Source organism: Janthinobacterium lyxosi (assembly GCF_051380665.1).
Taxonomy (GTDB): domain Bacteria; phylum Pseudomonadota; class Gammaproteobacteria; order Burkholderiales; family Burkholderiaceae_D; genus Janthinobacterium.
Map to the genome: position 1 here is coordinate 10,085 of NZ_JBNYXM010000008.1, position 14,537 is coordinate 24,621.

Here is a 14,537-nt window from a genome sequence, read left to right on the forward strand (position 1 = left end):
GTAGCGTACATAGTGGCACATTGAGCGAAATTGGTATCTTTAGCGCCATTTTGTGCAGTTTAATGGTTATTAAGACAAGAAAGCTATTTTAATGCTAATTGTAAAAAGTAATAAAATGGACACACTTATTATCTTGAGCGCAAGTAGCTGTGGGGAATTTTTGTGTTTTCTTGCTCATTCTCAATTTATTGATTATTTAACATTCTCATTGCTTGTCATGCATCAAAAAATGCACCAAAATGTCGCAGATCATCAATGTTGTCAAAATTACACATTGAATATTTGTTGACTTTCGTGCCGCCTTTCCATGCCAGGAAGGTGAAAAAACAGGCTGTTCGCTGTTTTTTCTGAGCCGGAAGTGCCGTTGCAGCACACCGCACAACCTCCTGACGACTGCCATGCTTATGTCCTCCTTTTTGCGAACTTTCTTTTCCTGTCTGATCTCCTGCAAGCGGGGAGGACCGCGCGGTCTCCTGCAACGGCTGCTATGGCTGATCGTCTGCATCTGTACCCTTGGCGGGGCGGGCACGGCGTCGGCGGCGATGGTTGATTTGTCCGTTTCCGCCTATCTGCAAACGCCGGACCCCGTGCCGCGCGGCGGCAAGGCCAGCTTTTCGGTGGTCGTGACGAACAATGAAGATCTGGTTGATGCGACGGGCACCGTGCGCCTGGCAGTGGAACTGCCTGTCAATGTGAATTTTGCATCGAGCACGGCACCGAGCGGTTGCGCCTTCAATCTGGCGGCCAGTCCGCAACTGCTCAATTGCACGCGTAGCGGACTGGGTAAGACAGCGAATTGGATAGTCAATTTCAGCGGTAACGGCTCGACGGCTTCTGCCGTGGCGACCAAGGCCAGCGTGTCTTTTGCCAACGTGGACACGGACGGTAACAACGTCAACAACGATTCGATCAAGACGGTCACCGTCATCAAGGGTGCCGACCTGAGCGTTGCCACCAGCGGCACGACCGGCTTGAGCGGTTGCCCCGCAGCTTGTACGGCACAGGCCGGCGCAGCTGTGGCTTACCGGGTGGACGTGGCGAATGCCGGTCCGGACAGCGCATCGCAATTCAAGGTTACGTATAACTTGCCGGCCAGCGCGGATTTTACCTATGCATCGGCGTCAGGTACTGGCTGGACATGCGCCCCTTCGGGCACCGTGCTGACCTGTGCTTACAGCGGTGCGGCCATCGGCGTCGGGCAGCAGGCTCCCCCCATCACGATCGGCGGACGCATCGTGAAGAACATCGCCGGCACCATCACCAATGGCGCGTCGGTGGCCTCCAGCGACTTGCAGACCGGTGATCCGGAAGACCGCAACAATGGGCCCAGCCAGGTCATCGTCACAGTGAAGCCGGGCACCGACCTCGATGCCCGTCAAACCCTGGTGTCGAATGCCAGCGGCCTGAGCTCGTTGACGGAAGGCGAGGCAGTCAGCCTGAACTTGTGGGCCGCCAATAGCGGCACGCAGGACGCCAGCGGCGTCACCGTGAAGACGACGGTTTCCAGCGATTTCATTATCGGCATCTTGCCGACCGGCTGCGCCAAGGCTGGCCGCACGATCACCTGCAGTGTCGGCGCGCTGGCGCATGGCAGCACCTCTTCCAAGTTCCTGATTCCGCTGACCGTCGCCGCAGGTGCGACTGGCGGCGCCAACGTCGTGGACGTGGCACGCAGTGCACCGCTCGATGGCTTGAACAATCCGGCCTCGGCCACCTACACCATCGTCGCGCCATTCGCCCACCTGACCCTGACCAAGAGCAAGTCGCCAGGGCTGGTCGCGGCCAATGGCCTGATCACCAATACCATCACGGTCACCAATGCGAGCACCTCCACCAGCGCCGCCAGCGGTACCGTGACCGTGACCGATACCTTGTCGTCGCAAGAAAGCTATGTCAGCGCCAGCGGCACCGGCTGGACATGCAGCGTGGCCGGGCAGCTGGTTACCTGTACCTACACGATCCCTGGCAGCCTGGCGCGCGGCGCGAAACTGCCTGCCCTGGTTCTGACCACGCGCGCGCAAGCCGGTTTTACTGGCACCTTGAGCAATACCGCCTGCACCGGCATGGCCGCCGGGTCGGCGCACCAGCCGCCGGATAATGCGAGCACGGGCAATTGCGCCACCGCCAGCGTCACATCGACGCCGCTGAACGTCGACCTGGCCATCGTCAAGACGGCGTCCCTGGTCAGCTTGCCTGCCGCGTCCACTACCTTCAGCTATACGCTGACGGTCAGCAATTCCGGTCCCGATCACGCACCGACCGTCAAAGTGGTCGATGCCTTGCCACACTGGTACAACCGCAGCGGCACCACCACGGTTGGTAGCGCCGTACTGGCCGGCAGTGGCGCTGGCGAAAGCTGCAGTTTCGGCTCGACCGTGACGTGTACCGTGCTCAATTTGGCCAATGGCGCGTCGCGCACCATCACCATCACGCTCAACCGCCCATTGAAGGATGGTGGTTTGCTCAATACCGCCACGGTATCGAGCCCGAATGCCATCGACACCGATACGTCCAATAACAGTTCCAGCATCGCTGTCACCGTGGTGCCGCAGGCCGATGTCGGCGTCACGGCGATGGCCGGTGCGCCGAACCCCGTGCGTGTCGGCGTGCCGCTGGTGTACACCACCTCGATCCGCAACAATGGGCCCAGCAGCGCGGCCAATGTGGTGCTGCGCCAGGTCATCGATCCGGCCCGCATGGCCTATGTGATGGCCGGCTCGGCCAGCATCGCGGGCAGCGTTGCCCAATGCACGCTGGTGCCCGCCTTCAGCGGCGCGCCATATGCGGGACAGTCTGGCATCGAATGCAAGAACTTTGCGCTCAGCGACGGCGAGACGCGCCAGCTGATTTTCTCGGTCATTCCTGTGTTCCCTTACCCGGATGCGCTCGACGCGACCTATATCAGCAGCGCTACCATCAGCACGACGACCGACGACAGCAATGCGGCCAACGATAGCAACAGCACCACGGTCACCGTGATCAGCAAGGAGCTCGATCTGAGTGTGTCGGCCGTCGATACGGGCTACGAACAGAGCCCGTTCGGTGATGCGCTGGAGTACCAGGTCAGCGTGCAAAACAATGGACCTTCGCTGGCCACCGGCCTGAAGCTGGTCGTGACTCCCGTGCCGCCTCCGCAAAACGGCGCGGCCGTGCCCTATACCATGCTGTGGAATACCGCCGGCAGCAACTTGCCGGCCGGCGCCTCGTGCAGCCAGCCAGGCGGTGCGGGCATGAATGTGGTGTGCTACCTGGCCAGCTCGCCCGGCGGCAGCACCTTGGCCAGCGGCGTCAATCGCGTCTTTGGCCTGAAGTTCGATACGGGTCCCGTCAGCAACGCGCCGCTGGGATCAATCACCTACAAGATCAGCGCCAGCGTCGAATCGCTGGAAACGGGTGCGGCGCCGTTTGCCGGCGACAAGCTGGCGACGAACAACGTGGTGGAGGAAACCACCACCGTGCTGCCGAAGACGGATCTGATGCTGGTATCGAAAACCGTTTCGCCTGCATCGCCGTTCAGCATCAACCAGCCTTTTACTTACACCCTGGTAGTGGGGAATCTGGGTCCCGCCCTCGCGGCCAGCACGGTTGTCACCGATGTGCTGCCGGCCGGCTTCGTGCTGACGGCCGCACCGACGGCGCGCCTCGGCTCCGGCGCTCCGCTGACCTTGAACAACTGCGTCAGCAGTGGTTCGCCGGTCACCGTGACCTGTACGCTGGGCGTGCTGCCGATTGCGTCCGGCGCAGCTGACACGGCCAATCTGGTCACCGTCACCATCCCCGTGAAGGCGCCATACCCGGCCTATGCGGGACCGTTCGCCAGCAATATCACGAATACCGCCAGCATCGTGCCGACGCCGGGTACCTCGCGCGATCCGAATGCCGGCAACAACAGTTCCAGCGTCGACGTGCAGATCGTCAAGTCGAGCATCACCGGCTCTGTCTATAACGATGCGAACCGCAGCAACAGCATGGATGCCGGTGAAAAAATTACCAGCAGCGTAACATTCTCGCTGTACGGCCAGGATTTCTGGGGCAACGATATCGGCACGGCGGGCGCACCGCTGACCCTCAATACCAGCAGCGGCGAGTTTCTGTTTGACCGCCTGCCGCGTTCCGCAGCCGGCGGCTACACCCTCGTCGAGACACAGCCGGCCAATTATGCCGACCTGTTTGAAGTCGCGGGCACGGCCGGTGGCACGCCGCCGCCGGCCAGCTGCGACGGCGGCGTCAACTGCTCTGCCAGCGCTGCGCACAACACCATCAGCCAGATCGTGCTGGCGCCGAATACCGCGGCGACCGGCTACTTGTTCCAGGAATACGCACATGCTGCCATCAGCGGCTACGTGTACGCCGACAAGAACAATAATGGCTTGCGCGAGGCGGGCGAAAACGGCATCGCCGGCGTGCAGGTGAAGCTTTCCGGCCAGACCTTCTGGGGCGCCGACGTGTGCGCCGCGATGGGCAGTGCCTGCACGGCCACCACCGACGCAAATGGCAAATACAGTTTCATCAATGTGCCGCCAAGCCGTCCGGGAGAGCCCTATACGCTTACCGAACTGGCCCAGCCTGCCGCTTATGCTGATGGCAAGGAGCAGAACGGTGCCTCCGAGGTGGTGGCAAACAGTGCGGGACGCGCGGCGCCGGAAGGCATCGTCGTCGGCAGCATCGAACCGGGCCTGAGCTACACCGAGCGCAATTTTGGCGAACTGGCGTTGGCGTCGATTGCCGGCAGCGTCTACATGGACAGCAACCGCGATGCGGTGCGCCAGGGTGCCGAAAGCACGGGCGTGCCCGGTGTCACGCTGACCTTGAGCGGCAACGACTATCTCGGTCATCCAGTCTGTCCAGGCAGTGCTGTACCGAGCTGCACCTTCCAGACGGGCGCGGATGGCAGCTACCTGATTGCTGGCCTGGCGCCGAGCGACGCCACCGGCTATGCCGTGACGGTAACGCCGCCGGCCAGCCTGTATCACACGGGTGCGCAGGCTGGTAGCCTGGGTGGCCTGATCGACGGCGCGGTGCGCGTGCCTGGCACCGGCGTGCCGGGTGCGGCTATCCGGACTGCTGGCACCATCGTGCTGCTGCCCGGTGCCACGGCGACGGGCTACCATTTCGGCCAGGCACCAGGCGCGGCGGGCGGCGTGGCGCAGTCGCTGTCCGGTTACGTGTATGTTGACGCGAACCGCAACGGCCGCAAGGATGCGGGCGAGGCGGGCATTGCCGGCGTGACGGTCACCCTGTCGGGCACCACGGCTGACGGCTTCGATGTCTGCAGCGTGATTGTGCCTGCCTTGTGCACGCTGCAAACGGCGGCCGACGGCGCCTACAGCTTCACGGGCCTGCCGCAAAGCGACAGCAGCGGCTATGCCGTTGTCGAAATCCAGCCTGCCGCCTACCTCGATGGCGCGGAAAGCGTGGGTACTGTGAATGCTGTCGCGACAGGCCGCATCGGCGGCAGCGCACCCCGTTTCGACCAGTTCAGCGGCATCGTGCTGCCGAACGGCGGCAGCGCGCGTGATTACAATTTTGGCGAACTGACAGGCAGCATCGCCGGCAAAGTCTACCTCGATGTGGATGGCAATGGCGCGGCCAGCAGCAGCGACACGCCGCTGGCGGGCGTGACCTTGACATTGACGGGTGGCGCAGGCGGTCCGGTGACGGTGCTGACCGATGCCAACGGCGCCTACCATTTCGACGGCCTGCTCGCTGGTAGTTATACCGTGACACAAACGCAGCCGGTCAATTACGCCGATGCGGGCCAGGTAGCCGGCAACGGCGGTGGCAATACCAGCGTGGCCAACGTGGTCAGCGCCATCGCACTCGTACCGGGTGCGCAATTGACGGGCTATGATTTCGGCGAGAAGACAGGCGCCATCAGTGGCGCCGTCTACGTCGACGCCAACGATAACGGTGTACGCGATACGGGTGAAACCACGGGTATCGCCGGCGTTACCATCAGCCTGTCCGGCATCGCCCACGATGGCGTCACGCCGGTCAACCGCACGGCCATCACGGCCGCCGACGGCAGCTACAGCTTCCTCGACCTGCCGAACGCGAATGCGGCCGGCTATACGCTGGTGGAAACGCAACCGGCCGCCTATCTGGACGGACGCCAGCGCAAGGGTTTGATCGACGGCGCCGCATCCTGCGGCTATCCTGCCTGCGACATCGGCACGACCAACGCCATCGCGCGCATTCCTTTCGACGCGGCAAAGAGCCATACGCGTTTTGACTTCGGCGAACTGCTGGCGGCGAGTATTTCCGGCCGCGTGTACGGCGATGCGAACGACAGTGGCAGTTACGAGAAGGGCGAGGGCTTGCCTGGTGTGAGCCTGACGCTGAGTGGCGTCGACAGCCACGGCAAACCGGTCAATGTCAGCGTCGTCACGAGTGCCGATGGCAGCTACACTTTCCCTGGCCTGTATCCATCGGGTCCGGGCGGTTACACGGTGACTGAAACGCAGCCGGCCGGCCTGGGGAATTATCCTGGCGCGACGGGTACCTTTGTCGGCAGCATCAACGGCAAGCCGGTCGGTACCGGCGTGGTGGATGTCATCAGTGCCATCGTTCTGCCGCCCCAGGGCAATGGTAGCGGCTATGATTTCCGCGAGCAGGTGTCGTCGTTGCGGGGTTTCGTGTATCGCGACCTGAACGATAACGGCGCCATGGATGCGGGTGAGGCGGGCATCGCCGAGATTGAAATCACCTTGCGCGGCGCGAACGGTTTTACCCGTACGATGCTGACGGGAACCGATGGCGGCTACCGCTTCGACAGCCTGCCTGCCGGTACGTACAGCCTGCTGGAAAGCCAGCCTGCCGTGTATCTCGACGGCCGCGAAACGGCCGGTAGCGCTGGCGGCAAGGTGAACAACGCCAGCTTCGGCGCGGCGCCAGAACACAATACGATCAGCGATATCGTGTTGCCGGTGGCGACGCAGGCGAGCGGCTACCTGTTTGGCGAACGCCATATGCTGGGCAAGCTCGGTGGCGTGGTGTATGCCGACCTGAACAATGACGGTGTCCAGAACGATGGCGAGAAAGGCATTGCCGGCGTGACGGTGGCCCTGAGCGGCATTTCCGTCGATGGCAAACCGGTCAAGCTCAGTCTGGTGACCGGTGCCGACGGCAGCTATCTGTTCGATACGGTGCCAGTCAGCGATGCCGCCGGCTACACCCTGACGGAAACGCAGCCGACCGGTTATTTGGACGGCAAGACGGTGGTGCTGCCAGGATCGGTTGGTACGGCCCACGCCAACAAGCCTGTCGGCGTGGGCAACAAGGATACGATCACCGGCATCAAGCTGGCGGCGGGCGACGACATGCGCGGTTATCTGTTCGGCGAGAAGGGCATACCGCAATTGAAGCCGCCCATCATTAACGGCTACGTATGGCTGAACTACGACGGCAGCCGTGTGCGTCCGCTCGACGGCAGCCAGGCTGGCGTGGCTGGCTGGACGGCCGAACTGCACCAGGAAGGCAGGTTGATCTGCCGCGCCATCACGGATGAGAAAGGCTTCTACCAGTTCGACAACCTGCATTGTCCCGGTTACGAGGCAAGTGGCTTGCCGACGGGTTCCGGCTACGCGATCACCTTCCTCAAGGATGGCAACAACATGCCGAACGTGCCCGTTTCGACGGGAGGCGAAGGCCTGGTGGTGCCAGGTGGCAGCCGCATCACCAACCTGACCTTGCGTGACGGCGACCGTGTCGTCGAGCAGAACTTGCCGCTTGATCCGGCCGGCGTGGTGTACGACTCCGTGACACGCAAGCCGGTGGCTGGCGCCGTGGTGTCGATCAGCGGCCCTGCCGGTTTCGACGGCGCCACGCACCTGGTGGGTGGTGTTGCCGAGCAGACGCAAATCGTGGGCAGCGACGGCATGTACCAGTTCCTGCTGCAGAACGGCTTCCCCAGCGGCGTGTATACGCTGAGTGTGGTGGCACCGGCGAACTACCTGCTGGCGCCGTCGGGCAGCCTGCCGGCCTGCAAGGGACCATTGACGGTGGGCCTGGTACCGGATCCCGCCTTCATCCAGGCCAGCGAATTGGCGCCAGCATTGTCGACGAAGATGGAACTCGATCCGAATAACTGCACGGGACTGATCGCCGGAGGCGCCAGGACCACGCAGTATTACCTGAGTTTTGTTATCACGAATGGCGGTTCGGCACCGATCCTGAACAACCATATTCCGCTCGACCCGCTGGGCAGCGACAGCATCATGGTGACGAAAACGACACCGATGCTGAACGTCACGCGCGGCGACCTGGTGCCGTACACGATCACGGCCAGCAATGCGCAGGCGGCAACGCTGGGGGCGATGGAAGTGCGCGACCTGATACCGGCCGGCTTCAAGTACCGCGTCGGCAGCGCTACCCGCAATGGCGTGCCGGCGGAACCTGTCGTCGATGGCCGCAGCCTGCGCTGGAAGGAAAGCGGTTTCGCGCCGAAGGAGAAGAAGACCTACAAGCTGATGCTGATGGTGGGCAGTGGTGTCGGTGACGGCGAATACGTCAACCAGGCCTGGGCAGCGACAGGCGGGACGCGTATTTCGAACCTGGCTTCTGCCACGGTGCGGGTGGTGCCGGATGCCACTTTCGATTGTCCCGACATCATCGGCAAGGTATTCGACGACCAGAACGCGAATGGCTACCAGGATGAAGGCGAAGCGGGTATTGCCGGGGTGCGCATGGCTACGGCGCGCGGCTTGCTGGTGACGACGGATGCGGAAGGACGCTTCCATGTGGCTTGTCCGGCGATTCCGAATGCGGACCGCGGCTCGAACTTCGTCATGAAGCTTGACGACCGTACCCTGCCGAGCGGCTACCGCGTCACGACGGAAAATCCGCGCGATGTACGTCTGACCCGAGGCAAGGTGGTCAAGCTGAACTTCGGCGCCACCATCCACCGTGTAGTGCGTCTTGAGTTGAGCGACGCTGCATTCGTCGCGGGCGAAACAGCCTTGCAGGCGGAATGGGCCGGACGCATCGAAGGACTGTTGGCCAACTTGCGCGCCAAGCCATCGGTACTGCGCATCGCGTATGCCGGTGGTGACGATGCCGCGCTGGCGCAGCGCCGCAGCAAGGCGCTCGAAAGCGAGATGCAGGCGCGCTGGCAGGCACTGCAAAACGAATACCCCCTCGTTATCGAGATCGAGGGCGCACAATGAAACCGAAAATGACCATGAACGTTAGCAATCAAGGCACCCTCAAAGCGGCAGCCAGGCCGGCCCCCAAGCGGCTCGTGTATTTGCTCGGCAGCATAGGCTTTGTCTGTCTGGGCGCGCATGCGCAACAGGCAAATGAGCACGCGCTGCGGGGGAAAATGCGGGATCACGGCCAAAGCATGGGGGCGCAGCAGCCCTCAAGCGGCGAGCAGGAGTCGCCGGCTTTCAGCGGCCTGGCGCCGTCTGGCCTGAGCCGCGCCGAGCGCCGCTTGATCCTGGAAGCGGTGCCGCCGGCCGCGCCGGCGCAGCAGAGCGTGACCTTTGACGACCTGCTGTCGGGCACCAATTTCAAGTCTGGCCGCGATGTGCCGCTGCCGGCCGCCACGGCCCGGCTAGAGGCGCTTGCCGCACGTTTGCGCGGCAAGCAGAAGGTGCGCGTGCAGGTGATCGGGCATACGGACAAGCAGCGCATCGCCGCCTGGCTGAAGCCGACTTTTCCGACGAACCAACATCTGTCGGAGGCGCGCGCGCTCGCCGTCACGGCCTATCTGATGCGAGCACTGGACTTGCCGGCATCGGCCTTTTCCGCCAGCGGCAAAGGCGAGAGCGAGGCAATCGCGTCGAACGCCACGCCGCAAGGCATGGCGCAGAACCGCCGCACGGAAATCCGTGCCTGGTACGAGGAAGCGGTCGAACTGCCTGCCGTGGCCAGCCCGCCCGCCAGGCGTATCGAAACGGTGGTGCAGATCGACGATTGCGCCGTCGCCAGTCAGGCGGCCAACCGCGATGCGGCCTTCTCCATCAGCATTGACGGCGTGGTGCAGGACGCCGATACGCAGCAGCAGGAGGCTGATCGCCAGCGTTGCGTCGACGTAGCGCTGGAGCGTTCCGACATCCAGGTCAAGTACGATCCCCTGAACGTTGCGCCGGCCTTGAATGTCTGGCTGGCGGCACCCTACGCGCAGCGCCAGGCGCCTGTGCGTTTTGGCACCTACACCAATTACGCTTTTTTCCAGCAGCGCGCCGAGATCCGCATTTTCGCCAAGGGACAGGGTACGCAGGAACAGCCATTTGCCATCGTGCCCGCGACGATGGGGGAAGCCACGGCCTGGCAGGCGCCGGCTGATGCGCCGGAGCAGATAGGCTACCTGCTGCGCGTGTACGACAGTAGCGGCAAGTTCGACGAGACGCGCCTGCAGCCACTGCGCCTGCTCGATGTTGCGCCGGTCGAAGCGCCGGGCAAGAAGGCCGGCGGCGAAGCTTTGGCCGGCTGGGGCGAGTCGAGTCTGATCCTGCGCAATATCGATGCATCGGGCGGCAGCGTCACCATCAGCGGCGAGAAGATCAAGCCTGGCCAGCAGGTGACGGCGCTGGGCATGGCCGTGCCGGTCGACGCCAACGGCAAGTTCGCCATGCGCCAGATCATGCGTCCCGGCCCGCATACGGTGGAAGTGGCCGTGAAGGATGACAGCGGGGCGGGCATGACCTTCCGCCGCAACTTGAATATTGCCGACAGCGACTGGTTTTATGTGGCGCTGGCCGACCTGACCATTGGCCGCGACCGCACCAAGGGGCCGGCTGAACTGGTCACGGGCGACACGCAGCACTATAAAAACGAGACCTGGGCCGACGGCCGTGGCGCGTTTTATTTGAAGGGCAAGATCAAGGGCGACTATCTGCTGACGGCGAGTGCCGACACGCGCGAGCAGCCGCTGCGCGACCTGTTCCACAACTTCCAGAGCAAGGACCCGAACTATCTGTTGCGCCGCATCGATCCGGATAAATACTATCCCGTGTACGGCGACGACAGTACCACCGTCGACGACGCGCCAACCCAGGGGCGCTTTTACGTGCGCCTGGAAAAAGGCGATTCGTCTGTCATGTGGGGTAATTTCCAGACCACCTGGAGCGGCTCGGAACTGGCCCAGTACAGCCGTGGCCTGTATGGCGCCAATCTGCTGTGGAATGGCGCCGCCAGCACCAGCCATGGCGAAAAGGCCAGCACGGTCAACGCCTTTGCCGCTTCGCCGGGCACCTTGCAGTCGCGCGAGGAATTTCGCGGCACGGGCGGTTCGCAATACTATCTGCGCCACCTGGATCTGACCCAGGGTTCGGAACGCCTGTGGGTGGAAGTGCGCGACAAGGATTCGGACCTGGTGATCGAACGCATCCAGCTGACGCCCTCGCAGGATTATGAAATCAACTACCTGCAGGGACGCCTGACCTTGCGCTCGCCGCTGTCCTCCGTGGCCGATGGCGGCGCACTGGTGCAAAGCGCCAGCCTGAGCGGTAACCCCGTGTACCTGGTGGCGACATATGAATATGTACCGGGCCTGAGCGCCATTTCCGGCACCTCGGTGGGGGTGCGCGCCAGCCACTGGTTCAACGACCATGTGCGCATCGGCGTCAGCAATTACCACCAGGGCGAACAGGGTTCGGACCAGACCCTCAAGGAGCTGGACCTGACCTTGCGCTACAAGCCGGGCACCTGGATCAAGGCCGAGGCTGCCCGTTCCAGCGGCGACGCCAGCAGCGTGCTCAGTTCATCGAGCGGCGGTTTTGATTTCAACCAGACGACGGCGGGCGGACGCCCCGCCAATGCGAAGCGCTTCGACGGTGCGCTGGACCTGGCTGACCTGGGTGGCGCGGCGCGTGGCCGTATCGCTGCCTACTGGCAGGACCGCGAAGCCGGTTACGCGGGACCAGGCATGCAGACCCTGAACGGCGAGGCCGTGCGGCAAACGGGCCTGGCGGCGACCTTGCCGCTGGGCGAACGCACGGAAATGTCGCTGAAGGCGGACGACCGCACGGCCACCAGCCAGGATGCGCGCGCAGTGGAAGCGGCACTGCGCCACAAGCTCGATGCCGAGTGGGGTGTGTCGGCAGGCCTGCGGCACGACCGCCGCGAGAATGCCGCCGGCGCGGGTGGGGACAATGCCAGCGCCATCCTGAGCCAGGATGGCGGGCGTAGCGACGCCGTGTTGCGCATCGACTATCGGCCACTGCAGGAGGGCCAGCAAGCCCGGGACGGCGCGCTGGAAAAGACTCCGGCATCGAGCACCGTGCCGCAGCAGGGCCTGGAAGGCGGCATCACGGGCCAACTGGTGACGCAGGGCCGTGAGGCGGGCATGGCTGGCGGTCCGCAGTACGGCCCCGACACCACGCTCGCTTCCGGCGTGGCATCGGCGCGCGTGGCAGGATTGCTGTATGCACCGTGGGACATGTACGGCTTCGTCCAGCATACCTTGTCGCGCAGCGGCAACCGTGCCCTGAATGACCGCGCGGGACTGGGTGGCACCTACCAGGTGAGCGAACGCCTGCGCCTGGGGGCGGAAGCGTCGGGCGGCAGCGGCGGCGTGGGTGGCCAGCTGTTCGGAAACATGCAGATGGATGAGCGCAGCAGCGTATACCTGAACTACCGCATGGAGACGGAAACGCCCGATGTGAACTACAGCGGCCGCCAGTCCACATTGACCGCGGGTAGCCGCTATCGCCTGAATGACAAGGCGGGCCTGTTTGCAGAAAGCCGCTGGGGCAATGGCGCGGGGCCGCAAAGCCTGACGCATGCGTTCGGGGTGGACCTGGCGCCCACCGAGCGCTGGATCACGGGCATCAAGTTCGAGACGGGCACCCTGTCGAATCCCCTGTCGGGCGACTTGAAGCGCGATGCCATCGGCCTGACGGCGGCGTATGCCTACGAGCGGCTGAAATTTTCCAGCGCGCTGGAGTTCCGCACCGACCGTACAAAGTCGCTGGGAACGGTGGACGGCAGCTGTGCCACCGTGCCGGCTGACGGCGGCTGCGTCACGGACGCGAACAGTGAACACCGCAAGGTGTGGCTGACGCGCAATGCGCTGAGCTACCAGTTGGACCGCGATTGGCGCCTGCTGGGCAAGTTCAACCTGTCGCGCAGCAGCTCCACGCGAGGCGCCTTCTACGATGGCGATTACACGGAAGTCGTGACGGGCGCGGCCTATCGTCCGGTCGACAACGACCGCTGGAACACCCTGTTCAAGTACACGTACTTTTACAACCTGCCATCGCCAGGCCAGGTTGACGGCGTCACGGGCGGGGTGCTCGATTACACGCAGAAAAGCCATATCCTGAATGTCGATACGACGTATGACGTCAGGCCATGGCTGTCCGTTGGCGGCAAGTTCGGTGTGCGCACAGGCCAGCTGCGGGCGTCGAAGACTCAAGGCGACTGGTTCTCCAGCCGCGCGGAATTGCTGGTACTGCGCGCCGATATTCATATCGTCAAGGAATGGGATGCCCTGATCGAGGGACGCAGGCTGAAGGCGCGCGAGGCGGGGGATGCGCGCGCCGGCGCCCTGATCGGCGTCTACCGGCACGTGGCGAAGCACGCCAAGATCGGCATCGGCTACAACTTCACGACCTTCTCGGACGATTTGACGGATTTGTCGTATCGCAGCCGGGGCTGGTTCCTGAACGCCATCAGCACTTTCTGACGCCCATAGACGCGCCAGGAAAGCAGGACAGTCTCGCGGCTGTCCTGCTTTCGCCGTTCGCGTGCCTCCCCGGCGAGCTTGCCGGGGCGGCCGGTGTAATATTGAGTCAGGGAAAGCGGTGGCATGGTGCCAGCGGCTCCCGTCACGAACGAGGTTGTAACATGACGATTTTTGGCATAGGCATCCACATACTGATCGCGGTATTTTTTGCGATTCACGTGGTGCGCAACGGGCAGCAGTTGTACTGGCTGCTCATTTTATTCATGTTCCCGCTGCTGGGCAGCGTGGTGTATTTCTTCGCCATTTACCTGCCCAATTCGCGCCTGCCGCAAGGTGCGCGCAAGGTCGCTTCGGTAGCCGTGCAGGTACTCGATCCCAACCGCGAATTGCGCGAGGCGAAGGCCGCCTTCGAGTACACGCCGACGGCGCAGAACCAGATGCGCCTGGCCAGCGCGCTGCTCGAAGCGGGCGATGCGCAGGAAGCGGCATCGACGTATGAAGCCTGCCTGCGGGGAGCATTTTCATCGGACCTGGAAATTCGCCTGGGCGCGGCACGCGCCTGTCTGGAATGCGCGCGCGGCGCCGAGGCCTTGATGCACCTGGAATTCATCCGCCGCAACGACATCCATTTCCGTCCCGAGATGGTGTCCCTGCTGACTGCGCGCGCGCTGGCGCAAAGCGGGCGCCAGGCCGAAGCGAAGGCGGAATTTGACGATGCGCTGACGCGCTACAACAGCTTCGAGTGCCGCGCCGAGTGCGCGATCTGGGCGCTGCAGCAGGGCGACAAGGTGTTGTCGGAACGCCTGCTGCTCGACATCGACAGCGCCATGGCCCGCTGGAGCAGCCATACGCGGGCCATGTATGCGCCGCTGCTGGTGCGCCTGGAGGCGGCACGCAGGTAGCGGCA

3 protein-coding genes are annotated in these 14,537 nt (G+C 63.5%); all 3 read left to right on the forward strand.

The window, feature by feature from the left end; translation table 11 throughout:
* The first annotated feature begins 542 nt into the window (after positions 1 to 542).
* The 3 genes from ACQ4WP_RS09975 (at position 543) to ACQ4WP_RS09985 (ending at position 14,532) form a co-directional block, all read left to right on the forward strand.
* The gene (locus ACQ4WP_RS09975; protein ID WP_436520143.1) at positions 543 to 9,164 is read left to right on the forward strand and encodes an SdrD B-like domain-containing protein; all 8,622 of its coding nucleotides are present in this window, start codon (positions 543 to 545) and stop codon (positions 9,162 to 9,164) included.
* Between the two features lie 14 nt (positions 9,165 to 9,178).
* Positions 9,179 to 13,630: an OmpA family protein gene (locus ACQ4WP_RS09980; protein WP_436520145.1), complete on the forward strand. Its 4,452-nt coding sequence runs from the start codon at positions 9,179 to 9,181 to the stop codon at positions 13,628 to 13,630.
* A 161-nt stretch (positions 13,631 to 13,791) separates the two neighbouring features.
* On the forward strand, positions 13,792 to 14,532 hold the full coding sequence (locus ACQ4WP_RS09985; RefSeq protein ID WP_436520147.1) for a hypothetical protein: 741 nt from the start codon (positions 13,792 to 13,794) through the stop codon (positions 14,530 to 14,532).
* Positions 14,533 to 14,537: the final 5 nt, after the last annotated feature.